We start from the raw sequence: 25,496 nt of genomic DNA, 5'->3' as shown, positions 1-25,496 counted from the left end.
CTTATTTACTATCTGTCGCAATGGATACTTTAACAATACCCATTTGTTTCAATGTATCTAAGACAGTAACAAATGCGCCATATTCTGCTTTCGCATCACCACGCAAGATAACGACCATGTCATCGCCCTTCGCTTTTTCTGCTTGCAAGTAGCGAATCATTTGGTCAAGCGTCACCGGTTGTGCTTCCACATAGATTTGTCCGTTACTTGTTACAGTAATTGGAATTTTACGTTGTAAGTCTACTTTCGATGCCACCGCTTGCGGTAACTGAATTGGCACAGATTTTTGTACGACCATCGTCAACATACTCATCATGAAGAATACCAATAAAAAGAAGATGATATCAATCATTGGAATAATCATGAGTTTCGGTTTAGACGTAGTCCGTAAGGATCTAAGCCGCATGGTTGTCACCTGCCAATTCCGCCATATACATTGCACTTGCATCTTCGATTTGGCTAATCAAAATATCTTGCTGTTGCACTAAGTATGTATGTAAAATTAAAGCAATAATTGCCACGATCAAGCCTGTGGCTGTAGCAACCAAGGCTTCCCCTACACCGCCAGTGATGGCAAATGGTTGTCCTTCAGAAATAGATAATACGCTGAAAGAACCAATCATACCTGTTACTGTACCCAACAAGCCCAACAAAGGAGCCATAGTTACGATAGATTCAATATAGTTTAAATATTGACGTAATTTTGCAGATTCACTAATCGCTGCTGCTTCCAACAATTTTTCTTGTTGTTCTTTGTTGTTGCCACCACGAGCTGCTTCTGCAATGACATGGGTAGCCATACCTTTGCTTGTTTCTTTTAAGGCTTGTAAGCCCTTCCAGTTGCTTTGTTGTACTAGTGGGATAATCTTTTCACACAATACATTTACATCATCTAACATAGAGCGGTAGAAACGCAAGCGTTCAACAAAAATAATCACAGCAATGAAAGAACAAAGTAACAATGGATACATTACATATCCACCCTTAATAAATAATTCAAATAATTCCATGCGATACCTCCTTATACATAAATACTTATTTCACTGTTTCCGTAAAAATAATATGAATAGAATCTTCTATCGGACCTTCTACGATGCGACTATGTACACCATATAGGTTTTGAATAAACTCTGGTGTCAGTAACTCTTTCGGCGTCCCTGTGCCGACCACTCGTCCTTTTTCTAAGGCTACTAGACGATGACAGAATTGAGATGCCAAGTTTAAATCATGAACAGCCATCAATACAGTTACACCCGCATCACGAACGATTTCCAACATTTCCAATTGGTACTTGATATCCAAATGATTCGTTGGTTCATCCAAAATCAAACACGGGCTTTCTTGTGTTAAGGCTCTGGACAAAATCACACGTTGTTGCTCGCCCCCTGAAAGGCTCAAGAAATTCCGTGTTTCCATATGTGCCATCCCCACCTGTTCTAAGGCTCGTCTAGCTATAGTATAGTCCTCTGGCGAATCACCTTCAAGTAATTTTTTATGAGGCATACGACCCATAAGGACAATGTCCATCACTGAAAAGTCAAATTGATATTGATTATGTTGTGCCACCACTGCCATTTGTAAAGCGCTTTCACGGAAAGAAAGTTCATCTAAGGATCGTCCGTTCAGCTCAATGCGCCCTGCATTGGGATGCAATGTACGATAGATACACTTTAACAGCGTACTTTTACCACTACCATTGGGTCCTATTAGGCCGACAATTTCACGGTCTTGCACTTCTAAATCGATACCTTGTAGGATTTGCGTTTGTCCAATGCCAAAGGCAACTTGTTTTACTTGTAAATTCATTAATTACCTCCGAACGCATAGGTTTGCTTAATCATTAAGTATACAAAAGCTGGCGCACCGATAACAGAAATTAAAATACCAATCGGTAATTCCGTATGAGGAATAATCGTTCTACTGAGTGTATCTGCCACCACAAGTAATAAAGCTCCTCCCAATGCAGAAATAGGAATTAAACCTTTATGATTTGTGCCTAATGCTTGACGTACGATATGAGGAATCAGCAACCCAACGAATCCAATAATACCCGCTGCATATACGGCAAAGCCTATCATAATTGAACTCATTACAAGGTATAATTGACGATATCTATGTAAGTCTACCCCTAATGTGATAGCTACTTCATCACCTAGTAACATCAAGTTCAAAATGCGTGTTTGGAACCAGAAGAATACAATTGGTAATAGAATGACAAATAGCATAATTCCAATTAAATCCCAATTAGCCCCTGCCAAACTACCCATCATCCAGAAAGCTACGTCTTGAATCCCTTCTTTATCCTTTGCGAAATATACGATAATACTCGTAAACGCACTGCAAACGGCGCTCAATGCCATCCCAGCTAACAACAGTTTAATCGCATTAGCTCGGCCACCCATATTGGCAATAATAAGAACACCAAAGGATATAACCATAGCCCCTATGAAAGCCATAATGCCTACGTATTCTTCACCAAAGGCAATGCCTACACCCATTAAAATGGCTACTGTAGCCCCTGTGGATGCACCTGATGAAATACCTAAAATATATGGATCTGCCAGTGGATTTTTAACAATGGCTTGCATAATGACACCACTGACAGCAAGTCCTGCACCGACTAAAGCCGCCAAGATAACCCGTGGCATACGCAACATCCATACAATATCGTTCAAAGCCCCTTGCCGTGGATCCTCAATCGTAATGGTATTGACAAATTTTGATGCCACTACTTGCCACAATGTATGTGCTGGAATATGGACTGTCCCTAAAAATAAAGACCATGCCATACCCGCAATCAATAGAGCTATGAGTATAATTCCTACACCCACCACTGTGAATGTATGTGTTCGATTACTCATGAATACCTCCTGTAAAATTAGGATACAATCCGTGAATCATAAGATTCAATCCATCATGAACTCGAGTGCCTGCGCTGTATACCATAAATAATGGAACCCCATGTACTCGATGATTACGTATGGCATCTACGTGTTGTAGTGTAGGATTCTTATATAGATTGTCTATGAGTTCATCTTGCCGTTCATAATCCTCTTCTACTAGCACTAAAAAGATAACTGATGGATTTAAATGAATCAACTCTTCTGCATTGATTGTTTGTCCTGCCTCAGAAATAAGATGTCCTCCTATTTCTTCCAGCATATTTCCTGCTAATGTTTCCTTATCATATACACGATACTGGCGTCCCGAATTTTCGAGTATCAGAACCGTATCTTTCGTGTTCTGTGTTTCTCCATAGGCTCTTGCTTCTGCCACTGCACGTTTAGTTCGATTCACCAACGACTGTGCACGTTCTTCTCTATTGACAATCGCTCCTAGATCAAGAATATATTGATATTCTCCCTCTACTGTCCTCTTAGATTTTTTATAGGATGCTCTTGAAATATAACTATCAATCCCACGTTGTGCCCAGAAATCTGTACTCTTCCAATTATTCTTCTGAAAGGTAGAATACCAGCCTACAAGCAAATCTGGTTCCCATAGTAATGTAGTTTCTACATCTGGAATTTCCATGCTTTTATAAGGAATCTTTTCGTAAGCATCACGATATTCTTCTGCTATATATTTACTATCTGGCACTCCTATAGCTGCAATCATACGATCACCTACACCTAAAGCAAGTAGTGTTTCTACTGAGCTTTGCCAAACCCCCATGATACGGCGTGGTTCCCCTTCATAAGTAATCACTTGATCCGTACCTTTGCTCGTTAATTGATTTACCGTACGAGGTCCTACTTTCTGGGAAGCAACAGCACTTTCCACATACTCAGGCATAGGAATAAATTCTTCCATACCATGTAGATGCGCGCTGTATAATCCTAATATGATAGCTAACATACATCCAGTTATATATAACTTTTTCATTTATTCACCTAAACGAAAGAGCTACCAAGGTAGCTCTTTCATGAATCAGTATTAGAATTTGTATTTAGCACCAATCATAGCTTGACGTGCTGGCATTGCAGAGCTACCTGGCCCATAATTAGAGTTACTTGTTGTTTCGTAAGCTTCATTTGTTAAGTTTGTTACTGCTACATATGTTGTTAAATCTTTATTTACATCATAGTTTAAGTTCCAATCTAGGATTACGAAACGTTTTGAAGTAAAGGCTTCAATATTGGAACCAGTATAGTAGTTAACCAATAATCCAGAGGATACTTTACCCGCATCATAATTTACATTGAGTGTATAATGATTCGCCGGACGCAATTTGTTAATACCTGTATTAATATCACCAGAATCGTTATAACCCCACTCTGGTTTTATAACATACCCAGGTTTAACGCCCCATTTATCTTTCAAATGGCTGTATGCAGCGCCTACAGACCAATACTTATTGATTTTATGGTCCACTGTTACATTAAAAGCAGTTTTCTTTTGTTTCGCATTGACCGCTGTACTTTCAAATTCATTTCCTACACGAATTGGGAAAGAAGCAATAGCATTACTCATATCCGTTAAGCTATAATTTAGACCTACCACAGTTTTCTTATTCAGCTCTTTTTGGTAACCAATAGTATACACATTTCCTTTTTCATCTTGTAATGGCGTTTTAAACTCACCATAAGTAGACGTGTAGTCTCCGCTACGTAATGGACGCACTACTTTTGTCCAACCAGCATACACTGTATTATGATCACCAAAGCTATATTGAAGATTTAAAGCTGGTGTTATTACATGGCTAGCTCCACCTTGGGATTTTACACCATTAACAATATAGTTTCCATATTTTACAAAACGGAGTGTTGGAGTGATATCGAAATTATCATTTACATGAATTTTATCTTGTACATATCCATATAACGAAGTACGTTTAGTGACAGTTTTTTGAACTTTACCGTGACGTTTTGATACTGCATCATTAAACGCCTTATCATAAGTTACATTAGCAAGTAAATCATGCTTACCAATAGAACGACCTACTTGTACTTGCATACCACGAGTTTTTTCATTTCGATAACTTGTCGGTGCTGCTGCCTTACCACCAGTTTTTTCTACCCATTCTTCTAGGGCTGCTTTGCTGTCTCCTGGGAATGGTGCTAAATTTTTAGAAATCCAATCATCTAGTAAAGATTGATCTTTCACACCAGTCGGGAAATCTTCTTTAAATTTATCTTGAATAGTTTTTTCCTCTGGTAATGGCAAATGCCAAGAGTATGTATCTGTGCTAGAGTATTTATGGTGTTGGCTATAGAATCGAACAAAACTTTCCATATCAGATTGACGATCAAATGTATATTTTACATCTACATCATTATTTTTAAACTTACTATAAGAATTATATGCCAATCCATCTAAGGCAAACAAATTATGATATCCAGGATTCGTTGCATTACCCCATGTTGTGCTATCATCAATTAACATACCATTTTCATCTAATGCTCCCACATCAGCAGAGAAAATGATGCGATGCCAATCTTTTGTGTTCCAATATTGTAAATTTGGAGTGGAAATTGGATACCCATCTTTACCTTGCTTATGATTGATGGAAATTGTCAATCGTTGTGTATCGCTAAAGTCTTTATCGATACGTACATTAGCGCCTCTTTCATCAAAACGAGCTCCACCTAATGTTCCCACTTCACCAGTGTGTCCATCACGGTATTTTGTATCATCAGATTTAACACGATTTAATCCAACAAAATAATGTAAGGAGTTATCATTTCCTGCACTACCAGAGTAAGTTAGATTATACTCATGCTTCTTCCAAGAACCTGTAGATAGATCAATCGTACCTTGATTAGCTTCTGTACCTTTACGAGTAATAATATTGATGACCCCACCAGTCGCATCTGATCCATACGCAGAAGCTCCAGGTCCTTTAATCACTTCAATTTTATCAACTGCATTAATATTAGTTACTTGATCTAAGTTCACACCTGTAGATTTACTTCCACGGCCACTTTCATCAGAGATACGTGTACTTGTTGCATTATCTACACGACGACCATCTACTAGCACGATAACACGAGTATCACCATTGATAGAGATTCCGTTGTTGAAAAACTGGAACCCATATTCCCCACCACGGTATCCTGGATTTTGGAATGTAATACCAGGGATACGTTTGATTGCTTCTGTTAAATCACTGTAATGACGTTTTTCAATTTCATCACGAGTGATAACTTTTACGTCACCACCTGTACGATAATAAGATTGTTCTGTTACAGTGTTACCAAATTGATCTTTAGAACGATCACCTTTCACTACCTTTGTATCTAATTGATAATTGTCTAAATGCTCATCAAATGCCGCGTGTACGCCGCTAAATGTAGTCAATGCTACACAGGCTAACAGAGCTGCAGAAATGCGCTTATTTGTTATTTTCATGAATATACCTCCCAAAAATTTCGTACGCCCATACGAATTAATATATATGTATTGCTTTCAATACATAATAACATGCTGTTTATAATTATACTTCATAGAATCTTCATTTTACAATATATTTTTCAAATATAACTAAATTTCATATTTAAGTCACTCTATATTATCTTAACTTATTATTTTTGTGATAGTATCAGTTTTCTATGATACGTATTATTTTCCTATAGAACATGTATGTAATCTGTGGTACTATGATAACTGAATACACTAAAGGAGGTATCTATGCAACAAACCAATAAAAAAGGTCTTATCACCGCTTTAAGTTGCTATTTTATTTGGGGGCTTTTACCCATCTACTGGGGTCTTCTCCACCATATATCAGCCTATAGCGTACTGGCACACCGCATCATATGGTCGGCTCTCTTTATGTCCTTTGTGGCTATCGGACTGAATTACCAGCAATTTAAGAAAGACTGCCTGCATTTAATACATAATATATCCCAATTGGGTCTACTGATTCTAGCTTCTATCTTCGTATCTAGTAATTGGGGCTTATACATTTGGGCTATCTCCAATAACCGCGTTATGGATACTAGCTTTGGCTATTACATCAATCCGTTACTAAATGTAGTATTAGGGGTATTGGTATTTAAAGAAAAGCTAACATTTCCGCAGTGGTGTAGTGTAGGCTTAGCTACCATCGGCATCATCTTCATTTCTCTACAAATGGGAAGCACTCCTGATTTAGCACTTGCCATTGCCTTAACCTTTGGTATTTACGGCCTAGTGAAGAAAAAACTATTGATTCATCCTTTTACAAGTATCGCTTTTGAAGCTTGGCTTGTAGCCCCTTTAGCACTAGCATACACGACGTACATCGATGCTAGTTCTTGGACAGCGTTTCAAAACGATTCTTATACAGCTGCACTATTCGTAATCTCTGGTCTAACCACCTCGGCACCACTCGTTTTATTTACCTATGGAGCGCGATTATTACCCTTAAACCTGTTAGGATTTCTGCAATACCTATCGCCCACCATCGCTTTACTTATTGCCATCTTCTATTTCGGTGAAAGCTTCGATACCAATAAAATGATTGCCTTTTCTTTCATTTGGGTAGCCCTTGGAATCTATACAGCATCCAATTACACTAAATAAATATAAAACAGCCTGTGCATCATTTGCGCAGGCTGTTTTCATAGCATGACCTCTGTATTGTAAGAAAATGCAAATACTCATCAACATTTCCTTTCTTGCAAAACTTTTATCATTTTGTATCCCTAGCAACTGAAAATTATTTTTATTTACTGTATACTAAACACATAAAAGGAATCGACTCCCCTAAGAGCACGCTCCTTATACTTTATTACGCTAGACCTATGGTATCTATATTGGTAGGAATGTCTGCATTCTTTCAGCCAACACAAATGACGGTGCCATACCGATGATTATACTAATAGTAAACACAGAAAGGATACACACATGGATACAATGAAACAAGCTCTTGGGCTTACAGGCAATGACAGAATGGAAGTTATGATCGATATTAAAGACCGCTTTCTCGGTGGCACCTTAGATTTAGAAACAGCTCGTACGTTATTGAAAGAAAAAATCGGTACTTGTACACCTGATGAATTTGCCTATGGTGAACAACAATTAAAAGGTTCTTATACTGACGAAGAAATCACCCATCGTATGGATGACTTGTTAGAATTATTTGATGGTATTTTAATTCGTGCGAACAATGAATATCCTGAACACCATCCATTAACAGTGTATCTAAATGAAATCAACGCCATGGAACAACAGTTAACAGAAATGGAAGCTCTGTTACAAGCACCTCACTTCATTCTCAACCCTTGGCTTGGTGTATATGATGCACTTACTACTTGGCGTACCCATTTAGCCCGTAAACAAAATCAATTATATCCAGTCCTAGAGCGTTACGGTTTCGACCGCCCTACGAAAATCATGTGGACCTTCGACGATGCTGTTCGTGATGCTATCTCTGAAAGTAAGCAATTATTAGAAGCAGGACAAGAATCTGAATTTTTAGCAAAACAAGCAGACGTCATCGATATTATCCGTGACCTCAATAACAAAGAAAAAGAAGTACTAATCCCAACAGCATGGAAGTTATTACAAGACAGTGACTTCATTACTATGAGCCAAGGCGATCATGAAATTGGATTTGCTTTCATCGCCCCTCCTCCATTTTATAAAGGCCGTCCTGATGCGGAACCTAAGAACCTGGGAGAGGTATCTGCAAATGTAGGTCATGCAACAACGCAACATAATCATGCTGACGTGGAAAATCATGAAAACACCCAATTAGGTGGTACTGGTAACCCTACCGCTCTTTTACAAGAGTTAGCACAATTAGTGGGCAAGTATGGCATTAACGGAAGCCCTGAACAAACGCATGACCTAGCTGTGGGCTCCTTGACAATTGAACAAATTAAATTAATCTTTAAATTCTTACCTGTAGATATTACCTTTGTGGATGAAAACGACTTGGTTCGTTTCTATAATGATACAAAGCACCGTATCTTCCCTCGTAGCTCTAATATCATCGGTCGTGTCGTGCAAAACTGCCATCCAAAGAAAAGTCTACCTTTAGTACAAGAAATTATCGATTCTTTCAAAGCTGGTAGACAAGATTACACTGAAATGTGGATTAACAAGCCGGACCTATTCATTCATATTGAATACATCGCTGTACGCAATGAAGAAGGTCAATTTAAAGGCATCTTAGAAATGGTTCAAGATTGTACGCATATTCGCAGTCTAAGTGGTTCTCGTAAAGAACTGATTTGGGAAGGATCTGATTCTGCGTACCATGCCGTAGACCACATCGATTACAAGCATGTACGCCAAGAGGATAGTACAACTAACACAACTAAACAAGGTACGGTGCAAGAAAGCACACCACAATCTACTGTCTATGAAAATGACCTAGGATTAACTGGTGATACTAAACTGTTTCCTCTATTCGATGTAATCCCGGGCCTAAAAGATCATATGATTCATATCAATCCAAACTTTAAAATGCTAAATTCTCCACTCGCTAAATTAATGAAACACAAAGCTACTTTATCCATGGTGGCAGAACGCGGTGAGATGACATTAGATGCATTAATCCAAGCTATTTTAGCTTTCAAGCATAAGAACCAATAGGATATTGAGAACTGTAACAACATATACATTTTTACATGTTACTACAGCCCCACTTATTAAAATATAAAAGTAGAGGAAAGTTGATGCTGTTTGTTCAACTTTCCTCTATTGCATTGGTAGTCTATTTTGTTACAGCCCATTGTATTCTTACACCTATTCTTTTCAAATACCACTATACAATTCGCCGACGGACCTATGCATTGTATAAACGTAAAAAACAGACACAGTTTTATTACAAAACCATGTCTGTTTTTTTGATTACTCAATTTCTTTATTTTTAATTTTTCCCAAGAATATTTCGATTCGTTTTACCGCTTCTTTAATATTCTGCAATGAGTTAGAATAAGCTACACGAACAAAGCCTTCCCCACAGTCGCCAAAGGCATTACCAGGAACCACGGCAATACGTTGATCATAGAGTAGTTTTTCACAAAACTCTTCCGATGTCATGCCTGTGCTCTTAATGGACGGGAATACATAGAATGCCCCTTCTGGCTCGAATGTATGAAGTCCCATACGATTGAAAGCGCTCACCAACAAGCGACGACGCATATCGTATTCTTCACGCATGTATTGAATATCTTTGTCTCCATTTTTTAAAGCCTCAATAGCTGCATATTGAGACATAGACGGCGCACTCATAATACCATATTGATGCATTTTCGTCATCTGCGCAATAATCGGTGCTGGGCCTGTAGCAAACCCAAGGCGCCAACCCGTCATGGCATAGGCTTTGGAAAACCCATTAATTAAGATTGTCCGCTCTTGCATACCTGGTATAGATACAATGGATACATGCGGTTCATCACCATAGGTAAGTTCACTGTATAACTCATCGGATAGAATGAACAAATCATGCTTGATAACCACTTCTGCAATCGCTTCCAAGTGCTCACGGCGTAATACCGCCCCTGTTGGATTATTAGGGAATGGTAATACTAACAGCTTCGTCTTCTCTGTCACAGCCGCTTCAATCGCCTCTGGAGTCAAACGAAACTCATCTTCTTCTTTCGTAATAATCTGCACTGGCTTTGCATTACACAATTCTGCTAATGGAGTGTAACACACAAAGCTCGGCACAGGAATCAACACTTCATCCCCTGGGTTGAGTAAGGTACGACAGGTTAAGTCAATGGCCTCCGAACCGCCTACGGTTACAATCACTTCCGTAGTTGGATCATAAGACACATGATATTTTCGTTCTAACCAGTTAGAAATCTCTTCCCGTAATTCCATAAAACCACGATTAGGAGAATACCAAGTTTTCCCCTTTTCTAATGTGTTAATCCCTTCTTCACGTATATGATAGGGCGTAGCAAAGTCTGGTTCACCAATACTAAGGGAGATAACATTATCTAATTCGTTAGCAATTTCAAAAAAACGACGAATCCCCGATGGTTTCACAGCTTTGATTTCAGAATTTAAATAGTTGTCATAATTAATCATCGAATACATTTCTCCGATCTTCACGAACTCCACCCGTGTGGAACACAATATTGTTATCTTTATAACGTGTTAAGATAAAATTTGTTGTAGTGGACAACACAGAATCTAATGTAGATAGACGGCGAGATACGAATAAAGCGATATCACGCATACTAGCTCCTTCCACGATAACCGTTAAATCATAGCTACCAGACATAAGGTATACACCTTGTACTTCTGGAAATTCCATAATTCGTTCTGCTACTTTATCAAAGCCTTGATCTGGAGCTGGAGTCACACCTAATTGGATAAGAGCAGTAGATTTGTTTTGGTCTACTTGTTCCCAATCAATGACTGCTTGGTACCGTTTAATAATACCAGACTCCTCGAAGGCTTGAATACGACTTGCCACATGTGCTTCTTCACTATTGAGCATAATGGCTAGGTCGGCGGCCGACATGGAGGCGTCCTCATCTAATAAACGTAATAAACGATGATCCAATGTGTCTAATTGTACTGTCATAAGGGAGACTCCTTTCTTATGATTCACATCTATGTTTTATAAACCATAGCATTGTACATATATTCTCAATGCTTATCTTTTTATTATAGTCAGTTTCTCTGAAAGTCGCAATACGTTATGTTACACCTACATAATTTAATTGCAAGATAGTCTGCTCAAAACAAATCTATACTGATAATCGAACTAGAGATACAACGCATCCCCTCATATTAATATTTCTTTTATACCAGTTTCTAACTTCATGGATAGTTACACTCTAAAAAAATTTTATATCCTCTCTTCCCTTTCCTTATTTCCTGAAGTGTACCAAATTGATTTATATAATACGCTCATATCCCCATTCTTGCCTACTCGTTTCTCCTGTTTACCCATTTATAGATTGTTAACTTAGTTAAACTCTATAGAAAATATTTATATAACCTTTACAAGATTCGCAATTAGGTATATTCTATAGAACGTATTACAAAAGGAGGAGTTATTCATGAATGCCCAATCGATACAAAATCAAGAAGAAACACTATTTAATTCTGGATTCATCAGTATTACTATCATTAATTTTATTGTCTTTTTAGTATATTACTGCTTTGTGGTTATCACAGCAAGCTATGCTACGAAAGAACTTCATTCCACCGTTGCGGAAGCAGGATTCGCTACCGGTATCTATATTATTGGCACATTATTCGCTCGTCTTATCATGGGACAACGCTTAGAACTTATCGGCCGTAAAGAGGTACTTCGGTACGGAGCTATTTTTTATTTCCTCACTACCCTTGCCTATCTCATCGCCAAAGATATTCTAATCTTGGATGCAGTCCGTTTCCTAAACGGTTTTGCTTACGGCACTGTATCCACCGCAGCCAATGCCGTAGTCACTGCTTACATTCCAAAATCGAAAGATGGAGAAGGTATCAATTATTATGGTCTTAGTACTAGCTTAGCCGCGGCTATTGGTCCTTTCATTGGCATGATTTTATTACCTGCCGTTGGTTTTACGTGGATTATTTATTTAGCCGTCCTATTATCCATCGGTGTTGCCATCGCTTGTTTACGATTCCCTGTACAAAATTTAGTACTATCCTCTACGGAAGCAGCCTCCATGAAATCTTGGTCTATGAAGAATTTCATTGAACCACGTGTGTCCTTCATCGCCTTTCTTGGATTCCTAATGGGCTTAGCCTATTCTAGCGTACTCGGTTTCCTTTCTATCTTCACCCATGAAATCGGTCTCATTACAGCAGGAGCCTTCTTCTTTGTGGTCTATGCCCTTGTGATTACCGTGACTCGTCCTATTGCAGGTCGTATCTTTGATGAACGTGGAGAAAATGCTGTTATGTACCCTAGCTATGTATGTTTAACTATTGGACTTTTACTCATCGCTTATAGTTCAAATGCAGCCTTACTACTCATCGCTGGTGCCTTTGTCGGCTTAGGCTATGGTACTTTCATGTCGAATGGTCAAGCGGTTTGTTTGAAAGCCGTAGAACCTGCCAAAATTGGGGTAGCTCTTTCCACCTATTTCATCGGTTTAGATCTTGGTTTAGGCGTCGGACCTTATACATTAGGTATCTTGCATGGATTACTATCCTACAGTGGTATCTACATCGTATCTGCCATCATTCCAGTTATCGTATTGATACTTTATGCCATCTACTATAAACCTGTAAAAAAAGAAGCGATTTACGAAGAAGAAATTCCTCAGCATCAATAAGCCTATGGATATAAAAAAGTGCCCTATACCTTATGCTATGACATACATATGCATATCGGTATAGGGCACTTTAATATTATCCTTTTCTTACAAATACACGAATTTTATTCGTCCTATCAATCAAATTAGTATCATTACACCAAAATTTTAAAGTATCATAGCCAATATATGTATCTACATAAACTGTCTTCTCATTACTATAAATTATGGTTCCTAACTCATCATAACAGTTTACGATAAACGCTAAATTACAATTAAATTTTCCATTCATGATTTCAAGTAAAATATAAAAGAATTGTGTGCTTCCTTTATTGACTTCTTGTATTCCATAGGACTGTACATCAATTTGAAAAAACTGAAATGTTTTTTCATTGATTTCAATAGCATTATATAATCGATCAACATCATTAACTGTATTCATAGTCCCTCCCTAAGCACACTCATTATATGATACTTACATTATAGTCCATTTAGGCATAAAAAAATAGACCAACCGAAGTTGGTCTAAATGGTGCCGAGGACCGGAATCGAACCGGTACGGTTATCTCTAACCGACGGATTTTAAGTCCGTTGCGTCTGCCTGTTCCGCCACCCCGGCATGGGTGGAATGTTGTGGAGGCGGCACCCAGAATCGAACTGGGGAATAAAGGTTTTGCAGACCTCTGCCTTACCGCTTGGCTATGCCGCCAAAAAAGTGGAGCGGAAAACGAGATTCGAACTCGCGACCCCCGCCTTGGCAAGGCGGTGCTCTACCGCTGAGCTATTTCCGCAAATGGTGCCTCAGGGCAGAATCGAACTGCCGACACACGGATTTTCAGTCCGTTGCTCTACCGACTGAGCTACCGAGGCAAGTAGTGGCGACCCCGATCGGATTTGAACCGACGATCTTCGCCGTGACAGGGCGACATGTTAACCGCTACACCACGGGGCCAATTGACTACTTTATTAGTATACCCTATTTCATATTTCTCGTCAATACTTTTTTATATTTTTTTATAAATATTTTGTATTTCTTTGATATCTTGTCTAACACTCGAACAATACACTACGTCATATCATTGCTCTAAGTATCTTTTTCTTTCACTCATGTGATACCAGGTGCGGATTGGTTGCTAATTCATGTCCCAATGTAGTACTCGTACCATGACCAGGGTATACCACATAGGCTGGATTGAATGTTTTTATTTTTTCTAATGTTGCTTTCATAGCCACAGGATTTCCATTATAGGTGTTCACCTTGCCTATGGTACCCTTAAACAATGTATCTCCTGTAAACAAAATATGTTGATATCCAATACATACACTACCTGCACTATGCCCCGGCACTTCCCATACGTTCAGAGAAAAGGGTCCTATTTGTAAAGGTCCCTCTTCCAACGCAATATATGGCGAAGTAAATCGTTCTTTGTATCCCGATGGCATACGCCGTTTCACCCGTAGTAATTCATCATCCATAGGATGCATATATACGGGAATATGATAATGCTCTACCAACGCATCGACGGCACAGATATGATCTGCATGTCCATGTGTCAGTATAATACCCACAGGCTTTGCCTCCCCTATTTCTCTCATAATGCGGTGCCCGTGAAAGCCTGGATCAATAATAAGGGCGTATCCATTTTCTTTCAGAATATAACAATTTGTTTTATACAAGCCTTGAGGCGTTCTTACGATGTCCATCGAATCGTCCATATCCTTTCCCTGTTTTTGCAAAATATCCTCGCCAAAAACCTGGGTGTAATAACACTAATAAAGTGAATAGTTCTAATCGCCCTAACAGCATATCGATGATACAAACAACTTTAGCCAATGGAGACAGAATGGTTAATGTTTCCGTAGGTCCTAAGCTACCAAATGCAAGACCTACATTTCCTAAGGTGCCAGTCACAATCCCTAATACATCTCCAATCGGTAGCCCCGTAGTAGATATCAACACAGAGGAAATACCAAAGATTAAGAGATAGAAAAAGAAAAACTGTTGCGTCATATGTAACCACTTAGTAGGTAGTACATGTCCATTTAATCGCACCATTTGTACCATATCTGGATGAATGGCTTTACGCAAATGTAGGATACTACTTTTTGCTAAGATAATAATTCGAATAATCTTTATACCACCTGTGGTGGATCCACTACAGCCCCCAAAGAATGTCCCCATGAATAGTACCATCTGTGCTAAGCTAGGCCATTGATTATAATCCACAATGGCAAACCCCGTACCTGTTTGCATAGATACTAATGTAAATAAGGAATTTTGAATATGAGATATATCCAAGCCCCCCGCTTCCCAGCTGAGCGCTACCAACACTAATGCTGATCCAATACAGAGGGTCATCAAATACATACGATATTCAAAATCCCGCCAAATTTCTTGTATCCCCTTTTGCCAAACAGATTGATACACCGCAAAGTTTCCTCCTGCTAGCACCATAAATACCAATAATATGATACATACAATAGGTGCATCTGCATAAGCAAAGGTCCCTCCCGTCATAGGGGCCAATCCTCCCGTGGCAACGGTAGCAAATGTTAGGTTAATCGCTTTAAAATAATCTACTCCTGCCAACCACAGCAATGATGAACAAACTATAGTGAATACCATATAGATACGCAACAAATTTCCCGCAATAGAACGAATTCTAGGTAATACAATGCCAGGTCTTGGTACAGAGGCTTCCGCTTCAAAAAAATGAGCTGCATCAGCCCCCAAATTACGAAGGAACGCTAAGACTAAGACAATCATTCCCATGCCACCAATCCAATTCGTAAGGCCGCGCCATAAAATGAAAGTTCTAGGCAATGAACTGACATCATCAATCATACTTGCCCCCGTTGTCGTAATCCCTGATACAGCTTCAAAAAGTGCATCTACAAAGCTCGTGAATACACCACTAAAGTAAAAGGGCAAGGCTGAAAATATAGCTGCAAATAACCAGCTTGAACTGACCACCAAGAAACCATCTCGCAAGCTATAGGAGTCTGTATCTGTTCCATAATAATACAATACGCCCCCTAATACACCAGACAGTGCGCTAGCTACAAGGAATGAATAGTATCCTATACCTTCATCTAAGATACCAAAGAAAAAAGGAACTAATATGAAGAGAGCTAGTGTAATCAATACTTGCCCCACTACTCGCATAATATTTTGAATGCGCATGAAATCCTCCTTTCTTTCATCATACTTCCTTATCCGCCTACATAGGTAAGGAGTTTATTAACATATTCTGGCAATGTAAAGATAACAATATGGTCACCTTCCACTAATTGCGTATCTCCTTTTGGCACAATTGTACGATTATCTCGCACCACAGCACCCACTAAAGATTTACCAGGGAATTTTAAATCTTTTAAGTATTGATTCATTAAATTTGAACGATTAGTAATGCTAATCTCAATAGCTTCTGCTTTGGAACCTTCAAAGGTGGAAATATTAATTAAATTTTCTCCTTCTCGGATGAGTCTCAAAATTTGACCTGATGTTAATAATCGTGGGGAGAATACCACATCGATACCTACTTGTTCCATTAACGTAATATATTCTAAGCGACCGACACGGACAAATGTTTTAGGAACCCCTAAATGTTTCGCTAACAGTGCTACCAATAGATTTAGTTTATCATCATCTGTTAAGCAAATGATCACATCGTTGTCACTAATCTCTTCTGCCTGTAATAAGTCAACATCGGTACCATCTCCATGTATGACAATGGATCGACTCACTAGAGCTGCTAGTTGTTCACAACGATCTAAATCCTTTTCAATAACCTTCACATCATATCCATCAGCTTCTAATAGTAAGGTAAGATTCCGCCCTATAAGACCTGCACCAATGATAACAACCCGCTGTGTAGGACGACTTACTTCATTCAACCATACTTCCACCTTATCGATGCTTTCCTTCGCCCCTAGAAAGAATACATTATCTAGGTATTCCAAGGTACTTTCACCATGAGGAATAATCATTTCGCCACCACGCATAATCCCAACTATAAGCACATTAGGGGGTAATTCCAATTTTCGCAAGGGTATTCCCGTCACATGTAAATTGTTGCGAATCTTAAACTCCACCAACCGTACAGCACCGCTAGCAAAGTCTTCTACATCTAAGGCTGCTGGTGTTTTTAAAACTTTGTAAATTTCTTGCGCTGTTACCATTTCTGGATTAATGAAAAGATCAATGCCCAAACGGTCACGAATCACTGCATTAGTACCATTTTCATATTCTGTATCACGAACTCGTGCAATCGTTTTGGGAATCCCTGCTGCTTTACCTAGCATACATGCTAGCATGTTGACCTCGTCAGAGTCTGTCACAGCAATGAGCATTCCCATATCTTCTACGCCAATTTCTTGTAACAGGGAAATGCTGCTGCCATTACCTTGTACCAAGTTCACGTCCAAATTATTTTCTAAATTTTTAATGCGATCTCCATTTTTTTCAATGACATACACATCATGTTGGTCTTGCGCTAATCGTTGTGCCAAGGAGTAGCCTACTTTACCAGCACCTACTACCACAATTTTCATGACATATCCCCCTATTTTGTTTCCTCTACGGTAGCAGATTGTTCATCCGCCTCTAGTAAAGTGGCTTGCCCTTTCTCTGTTAATAGGGTCCATCCATCTTCTTGCACAATGAAGCCTGCTTTCATCAGATGTCCTAAGGCACGTTTAAAAGCGGCCTTGCTGATGTTGAATTTATCTTTAATGATAGGTGCCGACGTACTATCACCATAAGGCATACGTCCATGACGACTGCCTAAATAAGTCATAATTTTTGCACCATCCGTAGCCAATGCCTCTTCTTTGACAGGGCGCATAGAAATATTGATACGTCCATCATCACGCTTAAAAGTAATGCGACCTTCAATAAGCTCTCCTACTTTTAGTGGCTTTGTCATTTCACTACGATGCATGAAAGCAATCCATCGTTCAGGGGTAATCAAAAAGGCACCTTCGCTAGTCATGTTGTAAATAGCACCTTTCACCATACCTCCAATTTTAGCATCGTTAGCCGGTTTTGAGGCGCGACGCATAGCATCATCCACATCCATGGATACCGCTAAACGACCAGATTTATCACTATAGAGGCGAACCCACACTTTTTCACCATTTTGAGGGCGCCCACGCATTTCTGCATGAGGCATAAAAATCCCCCGTTCAGTTCCCACCTCTACGAAACAGCCAAAGTTTGTTGTATTGATGACCTCAACATAACCAATTTGACCTTCCTTCATAGCGGGTAAACGCATACTCGCTGTCAATCGTCCTTTGGGATCTTTGTATAGAAATACTGTTACTTCATCGCCAATCGCAACATCACTAGTTTGTTGGTCTTTATGCAACAAAATATCGTCATTTGTATTCCCTGTTTGACCATCTAAAAAAGACCCTTGATCACTTTGACGCAATACCTTTAGTGTAGCAATAGTATTTTCAGATAAAGTACTAGCCATATTAGACTCCTTCAAAGGATTCTCTCGGTGCATCCTTCCACAATTCTTCTAAGCCATAGAAATGGCGGTATTCACCTGTAAATACATGGGCAATGACATCACCAAAATCAAGTAAGATCCAATCTCCTTCACGATATCCTTCACGATGTAATACAGTCATGCCTTGTTCTGCGCCTGCATCTTCAATGGCATCTGCCACACTTTGTGCATGTTTCACATTGTTTGCTGTAACCACCAAAAAATAATCGCCTAACATGGTAAGACCTTCCATATCCATAATGGAAATATCTTCACCTTTTTTATCAAAGCCAGCTTGTGCTAAGATGTTTACCGTTCCTAAAATATCTTGTTTCTGTTTCATTCTAACTCCTTATCTTGTTGTAGGGCTTCCCGGTTCTGCTTTCTCCTTCGTGCCCTCTGTTTCTTTATCCTTCGATTGTTTTCCAGATTCTTTAGCAGCATCCGTGGAACCATCTTTTGAAGTATCTCCAATCACAGGAATTACCTCTGCATCACTTGGAATATCTCCTACCGTTATACCTACTAATTGTTGTAACTCTACTGGTTCTACATTCCAGTAGTCCACATGGTCTATCGTTTCTGGTGAACCTGGTAAAATATACCAACGCACTTTATCTTTCGGGAACTCAATCACTTTCGTCACGAAGCGAACTCCATCCCAAGTACTCACATTGGTACTAATATGGCTCCATTGTCGCCACACGCGAAAAGCCGTTCCCAAACTAACATGATTACGTTCTCGTTCCCACATAGATTTCAACAATCGCTCTTGATGCATAGTCCGTGCTAGTGTATCCCCTTCATGATTGATGAATCGCATATATCCAAAGGCTGTATCATCAGTCAAATCCTGATATCCTTGATGAATATTAATATCCACTTCACCAGAAGCTGCATCTCGATGTACCATCGATTGTTCCACATATAAACTCGGCGTACCAAAAATATTCATCATAGAATGGAAACTATCTTGATCCACCACCGCATAATAAGGGATGACAATATGGAACGTATCTTCCACTACGGCCTTCGTCAATTCAATCCCACCTTGTGCATAGATATCATTAATCCGTTGGGGCGTATCATTATGACGATTAATAATTTTACTATTGCTTGGTATACCGATAATTTGCATAGTTTTAGCATCTAAATTGAAAGCCACAACATACAGCGCATCTGCTTGTTGTGGTTGACTTTTATCGACACCTACAACTAGCATATAGGAGGTCTTAATAGAGCTCATATCGATAGGCGTTGTATTCGTCACAACCGGCAAGGGATGCGATTCTTGGCCAGTAGTAGGCTGTGATACGGAACTTACTGCACTACGTATACCCCAGACTACCACTCCTACGATCGCTATGAGGACGATGAGGGCGCCTATAATTCGACCCCAACGCAGTCCATTTCGACGTGGTTTGCGTCGTATCTTTTGATCCATTTATACCTCCGACCTTTCTAACAATACACTATTTCTACCTTGAATCGTATCCACATGTATACTTAACCCTTGGTCTAACAAATGACGTATCGTTCCATCATAGGCTTGAACAACAGCGGCATTCAAATCTTGAAATGCCAACATCCGTAATTCTTCCACGCCTGGAAAGTCACGATTCGGCTCAATATAATCTGCTAAAAAAATAATCTTATCCAATACACTCATGTGGGTACTGCCTAATGTATGAACACGAATAGCTTCACAAATCGATTCATCTTGGATTTGCAACTCTAATTTCGCATAGGCAGCACCTGCTGGTCCATGCAATAACGCTCCATTTTTGAGCATCTCGGAATCCACCGGTATCTGTGCCTCCCTCACCAATGATTGCATCTCTTGTAAGGAACTTTCTTTCATAGCATCATGCAATAGTGCCGCCACTTCTGCTTGCTGTACCGACGCCCCATAGTGGCTCGCTAATCGTTTTGCCATGTCCACCACACCTAGTGTGTGGGCAAATCGTTTTGGTGAAAGCCGACCTTTCACAATATGTTGTAATCTTTCTATTGTTATTGTATCCTTCACTAACATATACCTTTCTATGGGGTATCAAAAAATTAACTCTATCTCTTTCGATAGTAAGTTTACGTATTATATATCTTATGTTCCTTAATATATTGGTACACGGTTCTCGGCAACATATATCGGGTAGACAAGCCATGGCGCAATCGATGACGCAATTCCGTGGCAGACAGTTTCATCTCTGGTACCTCTAATATATGAATGCGACTTCCTCGTTGTCCAAACCATTCGATAGTTTCACCAATATCATCCGTCGCGCCAGGACGAATGGCTCCGATGAACTCGCACATATCGAGTAATTCCTCAATATATTTCCAAGTCGGTAGATTCTGAATTGTATCCGTACCAGCAATAAAGAAAAACTCTGTATCCGGTCCATACACATCATGAAAATACCGCAATGTATCAATGGTATACGATTTTCCTTCTCGCTGCATCTCTACATCAGAAACCACAAAATTCGGATTATCCAAAACCGCTGCACGCACCATTTCTAACCGATATTTCGCATCAATCACATCTGTCTCTTTATGCGGTGGTTCCTTTGCTGGTACAAAAATGACACGATTCAAGTCAAATGCTTCTGACGCCATTTCTGCAATCATCAAATGCCCTAAGTGGACAGGATTAAAGGTGCCTCCCAAAATGCCAATTCTCTTTTTCTTATCTGCCATGTAACCACGCCCCTATACACACTAGTGATACTACACCTAGTATGGTTAATACGATGCCATAAGACTTCCATTCATAAGCCCCTTTAGGTGACTTCATATACTGAAAATAAGCTTTTAAATATGTAAGTTTCATCGTACCTGTCCATGACCAAAGACGAAATATTTATAACTAGTCAACGCATCTAACCCCATAGGCCCTCGAGCATGTAATTTTTGCGTACTAATACCGATCTCAGCCCCTAAGCCAAATTCAAAACCATCTGTAAATCGTGTAGATGCATTCACATAGACTGTGGAGGCATCCACTAAGTTCATAAATCGTTCTGCCTCGGTTGGGTCTTCTGTAATAATCATTTCAGAATGTTTCGTACCAAATGTATTGATATGAGTAATAGCATCATCAATGGAAGATACCACTTTAAAGTTCACAACATAGTCATTATATTCTGTAGACCAATTGTCTTCCGTGGCAGGTTGCACTTGAGAAGATAAGCTTTGAATCTGTGTATCTCCATAGATGGCAACGCCTTTTTCTTCTAGCATAGATACAATTTTGGGGCCTAAATCTTGTAGTCTGCCTTTATGTAACAGAATTGTTTCCATAGCATTACATACAGATGGCCGTGACAGTTTTGCATTTTCCAATACCTGTAATGCCATCGTTTCATCTGCAGTAGCATCCACATAACCATGCACAACACCGCTCCCTGTTTCTATAACAGGAATTTTACTATTGTTAACCACAAATTGAATCAATCCTGCTCCACCACGTGGAATCATTACATCAATCCATTTACGTTGTGCTAAGAATTCACCTACAGCTTCTCGTTCAAGAATAGACACTAATTGAATCAGCTCTTTAGGGGCTCCACACCGATCTAAGGAACCTTGCATGATGCGTACCATCGCCTCACTTGTATGGTATGCTTCTTTACCACCACGAAGTATGATAGCGTTGCCTGTTTTTATCGCTAACGCTGCTGCATCCACTGTTACATTGGGGCGTGCTTCATAAATCATACCGATAACACCTATAGGAATTTGTCGCTTTTCAATACGCAAACCATTATCTAATGTTCTAGTTTCTAGCACTGTACCAATAGGATCCCGTAAGTTAGCTACCTGACGAACACCTTCACAAATGCCTTCGATACGTTCTTTCGTCAATCGAAGTCGATCCATCATCACAGAAGGAACTCCATTCTCTTTGGCCTCAGAACAATCAATACTATTCGCTTCCATAATTGTGGGGATTGCCGTTTCTAAATCACAAGCAATCTGTTCCAAGATGCGATTTTTATCGTCTGTACTCAGTACTTGTCCCGCCATAGAAGCTGACCGAGCTGCTTTGCCTAAACTTTCAAAATATGCAGTATATGGATTCATAATTTACTCCTGTCGTAAGACAACTAAGTTATCTCGATGCACCACTACATGATAGGTATCACGAACACCAAGTATAGTAGGAATATCCTGTGATTTACGTCCTTTAATCTGTAACAAGTCGGATAAATTAAAGTTCACAATACCGCGGGCAATTTCTTCCCCATCGTGAACGATAGATATGGTATCCCCTTCTTCAAATTGTCCTTCACCTGATAGAATACCTACTGGCAAAATACTAGATCCATTGGTGAGTAATGCATCACGACATCCTTTATCTACATGAATGGTGCCTTGTAAACGTGTACCAAATGCCATCCAGCGCTTTTTAATTTGTGGTACATCTCGATGAGGCCAGAAATGCGTGCCTCGTTCTTCTCCATTCATAATAGCTTTAATACTATCTGCATGGTCACCAGAGGCGATAACCATATGAACTCCAGAGTTCGTTGCAATATGAGCAGCTTGAATCTTCGTATACATACCACCAGTGCCCAAAGAAGACCCTGCACCGCCAGAAATTTCATAAATGTACGGTGTAAGAGCCTCTACTTCATGGATTAATGTAGCATTAGGATCTGTAGATGGATTCGCTGTATATAGGCCTTCAATATCCGATAAAATAATCAATGCATCTGCATCAATAATACTAGCAATATTAGCAGATAATGTATCATTATCACCAATTTTAAATTCATCGATAGCCACTACATCATTTTCATTGATAATAGGAATAACACCTAATCCAATGAGGGCCGTCAATGTATTCCGAAGATTCAGATAATGACTACGTTTCACCGTATCTTCACGGGTTACAAGAATTTGTCCTACCGTATGTCCATATTCAGCGAATAGTTTTTCATACATATGTAGTAAGATACCTTGTCCCACAGAGGCTGCGGCTTGTTTTAAAGCAATGTCATCGGGTCTTGATGTAAATCCCAATGAGGGAAGACCTGCAGCAGTAGCCCCAGAAGAAACTAAAATCATTTCTTTCCCTGCATTCGCTAAATTACAAATTTGACGGACTAACACTTCCATTTTATCAATGTTAATGCGTCCATTTGCATGCGTTAATGAGCTTGTTCCTACTTTAACAATCACTCGTTTCGCCTGTCGTAACTCTTCTCTCATCGCTTCACCTCATGTGGATTGATTATCTTGGCAACTCAATTTTTGGATCTTTTGCTTTTTTGTACAATACACCATTATGTCCGATGATTTGTACTAACTCTGCGCCTAACATATCCGCTAGGTCAGGCAAAATTTCTTTTGGATCTTCCAAGCAGTTGTTTAACACTTTTACTTTAATTAATTCACGTTTTGTAATGGCAGCTCGTGCACTATCGATAACAGGATTTTCCAATCCCCCTTTACCAATAATCACCACTGCCGGCATAGTGCTTGCTAAGGCACGTAAATATCGTTTCTGTTTACCTGTCATTCTATCTCCTAATCATGGAAAGTAAATCGTTGATCACCGATGACTACTTCATCGCCATCTTGGATGCCACGTTTTTTCAATTCCGCATCTAAATCCATATAACGCCAAATCTTTTGGAATCTTCGCAATGCTTGTTCATCATCAAGATTTGTCATAGACACCAATTTCTCAATACGAGAGCCACTGATAATATAGGATGCATCATCGCCACGAGTAATGACGAAATCTGTATCTGGTTTAGCTTCATAGTATACAGTGTCATCCACCACTTCTGGTTCTGGCACATAGTTTTCTACATAGTACCATGCACGTTCTACTAATGATGGCAACCCTTCTCCAGTCAATGCATTGACCGCAAATACTTCATAGTCTTGATCAGCGAAGTACTTTATCACTCTTGGCAATGTTTCTTCATCTTGTAACAAGTCTGTTTTGTTCAATACAATCAATTGCTTTTTCTTGCTTAATTTTTCGCTATATTTAGCTAACTCTTCGTTAATTTTATGAAAGTCTTCAATAGGGTCACGACCTTCTAATCCAGATACATCCAATACATGGAGCAAAATATTGCTACGTTCTACATGACGCAAGAAGGAATGTCCTAAACCAATGCCTTCACTAGCGCCTTCAATCAAACCTGGAATATCTGCCATGACGAAACTTTTACCTGGTGCTACAGAAACTACCCCTAATACTGGAGTTAATGTAGTGAAATGGTACGCAGCCACTTCTGGTTTTGCAGAAGACACTTTGCGGATGATAGAGGATTTACCCACGCTTGGGTAACCCAATAATCCAACATCAGCCAACACTTTAAGTTCTAAGTTTAACCAACGTTCTTCACCTGGTTCCCCTTTTTCAGCAAAGGTTGGTACACGGTTAGCACTTGTTTGAAAGCGTGCGTTACCACGGCCACCTCGACCACCTTTGGCAACCATGTAAGTTTGTCCATCTTCCACTAAATCCGCCATTAATTTACCAGATTCTTCATCCGTTATCGTTGTTCCTAAAGGAACAGAGACGATTAAATTTTCAGCACCACGACCATGCTTGTTGGCACTCTGTCCAGCACCGCCTGTGTCGCCTTTAAATTGACGTTTATATCTAAAATCAACCAATGTATTGATATTTCTGTCAGCTTTTAAAATGATGTCAGCACCTTTACCGCCATCTCCACCATTCGGTCCCCCTTGTGGTACATATTTTTCTCGACGGAAACTACTCATACCGTTACCGCCATCTCCCGCTTTCACTAATATACGGGCACGATCTATAAACATATTTTTTTCCTCTAGCCCTATAGATAGA

Annotated in this window: 24 protein-coding genes and 5 tRNA genes; 3 read left to right on the top strand and 26 right to left on the bottom strand. The window is 39.5% G+C overall.

Annotated features, from left to right (window positions below; genetic code table 11):
- Nucleotide 1: 1 nt before the first annotated feature.
- The 6 genes from EO116_RS04135 to EO116_RS04110 all read right to left on the bottom strand — a co-directional run bounded on the left by EO116_RS04135 (nucleotide 2) and on the right by EO116_RS04110 (nucleotide 6,351).
- Nucleotides 2-406 (bottom strand): biopolymer transporter ExbD, encoded by a 405-nt coding sequence (locus EO116_RS04135; protein ID WP_062403271.1) that lies wholly within the window; start codon nucleotides 404-406, stop codon nucleotides 2-4.
- Nucleotides 396-1,010, bottom strand: coding sequence for a MotA/TolQ/ExbB proton channel family protein (locus tag EO116_RS04130; protein ID WP_206168322.1), 615 nt, complete (start codon nucleotides 1,008-1,010; stop codon nucleotides 396-398). The genes EO116_RS04135 and EO116_RS04130 overlap by 11 nt, the downstream gene beginning before the upstream one ends.
- A gap of 25 nt (nucleotides 1,011-1,035) precedes the next feature.
- A complete protein-coding gene (locus EO116_RS04125; RefSeq protein ID WP_127160757.1) occupies nucleotides 1,036-1,806 on the bottom strand; it encodes an ABC transporter ATP-binding protein in 771 nt (256 codons plus the stop codon).
- The gene (locus EO116_RS04120; RefSeq protein ID WP_127160756.1) at nucleotides 1,806-2,861 is read right to left on the bottom strand and encodes an iron ABC transporter permease; all 1,056 of its coding nucleotides are present in this window, start codon (nucleotides 2,859-2,861) and stop codon (nucleotides 1,806-1,808) included. Before EO116_RS04120 ends, EO116_RS04125 begins: the two co-directional genes overlap by 1 nt.
- On the bottom strand, nucleotides 2,854-3,858 hold the full coding sequence (locus EO116_RS04115) for an ABC transporter substrate-binding protein (protein ID WP_164726067.1): 1,005 nt from the start codon (nucleotides 3,856-3,858) through the stop codon (nucleotides 2,854-2,856). Before EO116_RS04115 ends, EO116_RS04120 begins: the two co-directional genes overlap by 8 nt.
- Nucleotides 3,859-3,936: 78 nt before the next feature.
- Nucleotides 3,937-6,351, bottom strand: a complete 2,415-nt coding sequence (locus EO116_RS04110; protein ID WP_206168321.1) for a TonB-dependent receptor — start codon at nucleotides 6,349-6,351, stop codon at nucleotides 3,937-3,939.
- Nucleotides 6,352-6,630: 279 nt separating this feature from the next.
- Between EO116_RS04110 and rarD the strand changes: the two genes are divergently transcribed.
- Both rarD and EO116_RS04100 read left to right on the top strand, forming a co-directional pair.
- Nucleotides 6,631-7,506, top strand: a complete 876-nt coding sequence (rarD, locus tag EO116_RS04105; protein ID WP_127160754.1) for an EamA family transporter RarD — start codon at nucleotides 6,631-6,633, stop codon at nucleotides 7,504-7,506.
- A 324-nt stretch (nucleotides 7,507-7,830) separates the two neighbouring features.
- The gene (locus tag EO116_RS04100; protein WP_127160753.1) at nucleotides 7,831-9,525 is read left to right on the top strand and encodes a DUF438 domain-containing protein; all 1,695 of its coding nucleotides are present in this window, start codon (nucleotides 7,831-7,833) and stop codon (nucleotides 9,523-9,525) included.
- 258 nt (nucleotides 9,526-9,783) lie between these two features.
- On the opposite strand, the gene EO116_RS04095 is transcribed toward EO116_RS04100, so the two are convergent.
- A complete protein-coding gene (locus tag EO116_RS04095; protein WP_370447263.1) occupies nucleotides 9,784-10,995 on the bottom strand; it encodes a pyridoxal phosphate-dependent aminotransferase in 1,212 nt (403 codons plus the stop codon).
- The gene (locus EO116_RS04090) at nucleotides 10,964-11,473 is read right to left on the bottom strand and encodes an Lrp/AsnC family transcriptional regulator (protein WP_062403287.1); all 510 of its coding nucleotides are present in this window, start codon (nucleotides 11,471-11,473) and stop codon (nucleotides 10,964-10,966) included. The genes EO116_RS04095 and EO116_RS04090 overlap by 32 nt, the downstream gene beginning before the upstream one ends.
- Before the next feature lie 481 nt (nucleotides 11,474-11,954).
- On the opposite strand from EO116_RS04090, the gene EO116_RS04085 reads away from it, so the two are divergent.
- On the top strand, nucleotides 11,955-13,181 hold the full coding sequence (locus EO116_RS04085) for an MFS transporter (RefSeq protein WP_127160752.1): 1,227 nt from the start codon (nucleotides 11,955-11,957) through the stop codon (nucleotides 13,179-13,181).
- 76 nt (nucleotides 13,182-13,257) lie between these two features.
- On the opposite strand, the gene EO116_RS04080 is transcribed toward EO116_RS04085, so the two are convergent.
- From EO116_RS04080 to obgE, 18 genes are all read right to left on the bottom strand, one after another.
- Nucleotides 13,258-13,602 carry a hypothetical protein gene (locus tag EO116_RS04080; RefSeq protein WP_127160751.1) on the bottom strand — a complete coding sequence of 115 codons (345 nt, stop codon included), beginning with the start codon at nucleotides 13,600-13,602 and terminating at the stop codon, nucleotides 13,258-13,260.
- Between the two features lie 88 nt (nucleotides 13,603-13,690).
- Nucleotides 13,691-13,779 (bottom strand) — tRNA-Leu (locus tag EO116_RS04075).
- 15 nt (nucleotides 13,780-13,794) lie between these two features.
- Nucleotides 13,795-13,869: transfer RNA gene (locus EO116_RS04070), tRNA-Cys, on the bottom strand.
- Between the two features lie 7 nt (nucleotides 13,870-13,876).
- A tRNA-Gly gene (locus EO116_RS04065) sits at nucleotides 13,877-13,951 on the bottom strand.
- A 3-nt stretch (nucleotides 13,952-13,954) separates the two neighbouring features.
- Nucleotides 13,955-14,030 (bottom strand) — tRNA-Phe (locus tag EO116_RS04060).
- 6 nt (nucleotides 14,031-14,036) lie between these two features.
- Nucleotides 14,037-14,112 (bottom strand) — tRNA-Asp (locus tag EO116_RS04055).
- A gap of 149 nt (nucleotides 14,113-14,261) precedes the next feature.
- The gene (locus EO116_RS04050) at nucleotides 14,262-14,864 is read right to left on the bottom strand and encodes an MBL fold metallo-hydrolase (protein WP_127160819.1); all 603 of its coding nucleotides are present in this window, start codon (nucleotides 14,862-14,864) and stop codon (nucleotides 14,262-14,264) included.
- On the bottom strand, nucleotides 14,830-16,344 hold the full coding sequence (locus EO116_RS04045) for a TrkH family potassium uptake protein (protein WP_127160750.1): 1,515 nt from the start codon (nucleotides 16,342-16,344) through the stop codon (nucleotides 14,830-14,832). Before EO116_RS04045 ends, EO116_RS04050 begins: the two co-directional genes overlap by 35 nt.
- A gap of 29 nt (nucleotides 16,345-16,373) precedes the next feature.
- Nucleotides 16,374-17,714, bottom strand: coding sequence for a Trk system potassium transporter TrkA (gene trkA / locus EO116_RS04040; RefSeq protein WP_127160749.1), 1,341 nt, complete (start codon nucleotides 17,712-17,714; stop codon nucleotides 16,374-16,376).
- 11 nt (nucleotides 17,715-17,725) lie between these two features.
- Nucleotides 17,726-18,643 carry a S1 RNA-binding domain-containing protein gene (locus EO116_RS04035; protein ID WP_127160748.1) on the bottom strand — a complete coding sequence of 306 codons (918 nt, stop codon included), beginning with the start codon at nucleotides 18,641-18,643 and terminating at the stop codon, nucleotides 17,726-17,728.
- A 1-nt stretch (nucleotide 18,644) separates the two neighbouring features.
- Entirely contained in the window at nucleotides 18,645-19,004 is a 360-nt protein-coding gene (rsfS, locus tag EO116_RS04030) for a ribosome silencing factor (RefSeq protein ID WP_127160747.1), read from the bottom strand.
- A 9-nt stretch (nucleotides 19,005-19,013) separates the two neighbouring features.
- Complete coding sequence (locus tag EO116_RS04025; RefSeq protein ID WP_127160746.1) at nucleotides 19,014-20,105, bottom strand: LCP family protein; 1,092 nt, start codon at nucleotides 20,103-20,105, stop codon at nucleotides 19,014-19,016.
- The gene (yqeK, locus tag EO116_RS04020) at nucleotides 20,106-20,696 is read right to left on the bottom strand and encodes a bis(5'-nucleosyl)-tetraphosphatase (symmetrical) YqeK (protein ID WP_127160745.1); all 591 of its coding nucleotides are present in this window, start codon (nucleotides 20,694-20,696) and stop codon (nucleotides 20,106-20,108) included. It lies immediately after the preceding gene.
- A gap of 53 nt (nucleotides 20,697-20,749) precedes the next feature.
- Nucleotides 20,750-21,361 carry a nicotinate-nucleotide adenylyltransferase gene (nadD, locus tag EO116_RS04015; protein WP_127160744.1) on the bottom strand — a complete coding sequence of 204 codons (612 nt, stop codon included), beginning with the start codon at nucleotides 21,359-21,361 and terminating at the stop codon, nucleotides 20,750-20,752.
- A gap of 129 nt (nucleotides 21,362-21,490) precedes the next feature.
- Nucleotides 21,491-22,747 (bottom strand): glutamate-5-semialdehyde dehydrogenase, encoded by a 1,257-nt coding sequence (locus EO116_RS04010; RefSeq protein ID WP_127160743.1) that lies wholly within the window; start codon nucleotides 22,745-22,747, stop codon nucleotides 21,491-21,493.
- A 3-nt stretch (nucleotides 22,748-22,750) separates the two neighbouring features.
- Entirely contained in the window at nucleotides 22,751-23,878 is a 1,128-nt protein-coding gene (gene proB, locus EO116_RS04005) for a glutamate 5-kinase (RefSeq protein ID WP_127160742.1), read from the bottom strand.
- 22 nt (nucleotides 23,879-23,900) lie between these two features.
- A complete protein-coding gene (yhbY, locus tag EO116_RS04000) occupies nucleotides 23,901-24,188 on the bottom strand; it encodes a ribosome assembly RNA-binding protein YhbY (RefSeq protein WP_127160741.1) in 288 nt (95 codons plus the stop codon).
- 8 nt (nucleotides 24,189-24,196) lie between these two features.
- A complete protein-coding gene (gene obgE / locus EO116_RS03995) occupies nucleotides 24,197-25,468 on the bottom strand; it encodes a GTPase ObgE (RefSeq protein WP_127160740.1) in 1,272 nt (423 codons plus the stop codon).
- Between the last annotated feature and the right edge of the window lie 28 nt (nucleotides 25,469-25,496).

Origin of the sequence: Veillonella sp. VA137 (assembly GCF_003992015.1) — a bacterium.
Classification (GTDB): Bacteria; Bacillota; Negativicutes; order Veillonellales; family Veillonellaceae; genus F0422.
The sequence above is the reverse complement of the archived record's forward strand: the minus strand, read 5'-3'. Positions and strand labels throughout refer to the sequence as shown.

Excerpts from the sequence above, each read along its gene's own strand:
- EO116_RS04135 (WP_062403271.1), bottom strand. The coding sequence starts at position 406 with ATGCGGCTTAGATCCTTACGGACTACGTCTAAACCGAAACTCATGATT.
- EO116_RS04130 (WP_206168322.1), bottom strand. The coding sequence starts at position 1,010 with ATGGAATTATTTGAATTATTTATTAAGGGTGGATATGTAATGTATCCA.
- EO116_RS04125 (WP_127160757.1), bottom strand. The coding sequence starts at position 1,806 with ATGAATTTACAAGTAAAACAAGTTGCCTTTGGCATTGGACAAACGCAA.
- EO116_RS04120 (WP_127160756.1), bottom strand. The coding sequence starts at position 2,861 with ATGAGTAATCGAACACATACATTCACAGTGGTGGGTGTAGGAATTATA.
- EO116_RS04115 (WP_164726067.1), bottom strand. The coding sequence starts at position 3,858 with ATGTTAGCTATCATATTAGGATTATACAGCGCGCATCTACATGGTATG.
- EO116_RS04110 (WP_206168321.1), bottom strand. The coding sequence starts at position 6,351 with ATGAAAATAACAAATAAGCGCATTTCTGCAGCTCTGTTAGCCTGTGTA.
- rarD (WP_127160754.1), top strand. The coding sequence starts at position 6,631 with ATGCAACAAACCAATAAAAAAGGTCTTATCACCGCTTTAAGTTGCTAT.
- EO116_RS04100 (WP_127160753.1), top strand. The coding sequence starts at position 7,831 with ATGGATACAATGAAACAAGCTCTTGGGCTTACAGGCAATGACAGAATG.
- EO116_RS04090 (WP_062403287.1), bottom strand. The coding sequence starts at position 11,473 with ATGACAGTACAATTAGACACATTGGATCATCGTTTATTACGTTTATTA.
- EO116_RS04085 (WP_127160752.1), top strand. The coding sequence starts at position 11,955 with ATGAATGCCCAATCGATACAAAATCAAGAAGAAACACTATTTAATTCT.
- EO116_RS04080 (WP_127160751.1), bottom strand. The coding sequence starts at position 13,602 with ATGAATACAGTTAATGATGTTGATCGATTATATAATGCTATTGAAATC.
- EO116_RS04050 (WP_127160819.1), bottom strand. The coding sequence starts at position 14,864 with ATGGACATCGTAAGAACGCCTCAAGGCTTGTATAAAACAAATTGTTAT.
- EO116_RS04045 (WP_127160750.1), bottom strand. The coding sequence starts at position 16,344 with ATGCGCATTCAAAATATTATGCGAGTAGTGGGGCAAGTATTGATTACA.
- trkA (WP_127160749.1), bottom strand. The coding sequence starts at position 17,714 with ATGAAAATTGTGGTAGTAGGTGCTGGTAAAGTAGGCTACTCCTTGGCA.
- EO116_RS04035 (WP_127160748.1), bottom strand. The coding sequence starts at position 18,643 with ATGGCTAGTACTTTATCTGAAAATACTATTGCTACACTAAAGGTATTG.
- rsfS (WP_127160747.1), bottom strand. The coding sequence starts at position 19,004 with ATGAAACAGAAACAAGATATTTTAGGAACGGTAAACATCTTAGCACAA.
- EO116_RS04025 (WP_127160746.1), bottom strand. The coding sequence starts at position 20,105 with ATGGATCAAAAGATACGACGCAAACCACGTCGAAATGGACTGCGTTGG.
- yqeK (WP_127160745.1), bottom strand. The coding sequence starts at position 20,696 with ATGTTAGTGAAGGATACAATAACAATAGAAAGATTACAACATATTGTG.
- nadD (WP_127160744.1), bottom strand. The coding sequence starts at position 21,361 with ATGGCAGATAAGAAAAAGAGAATTGGCATTTTGGGAGGCACCTTTAAT.
- EO116_RS04010 (WP_127160743.1), bottom strand. The coding sequence starts at position 22,747 with ATGAATCCATATACTGCATATTTTGAAAGTTTAGGCAAAGCAGCTCGG.
- proB (WP_127160742.1), bottom strand. The coding sequence starts at position 23,878 with ATGAGAGAAGAGTTACGACAGGCGAAACGAGTGATTGTTAAAGTAGGA.
- yhbY (WP_127160741.1), bottom strand. The coding sequence starts at position 24,188 with ATGACAGGTAAACAGAAACGATATTTACGTGCCTTAGCAAGCACTATG.
- obgE (WP_127160740.1), bottom strand. The coding sequence starts at position 25,468 with ATGTTTATAGATCGTGCCCGTATATTAGTGAAAGCGGGAGATGGCGGT.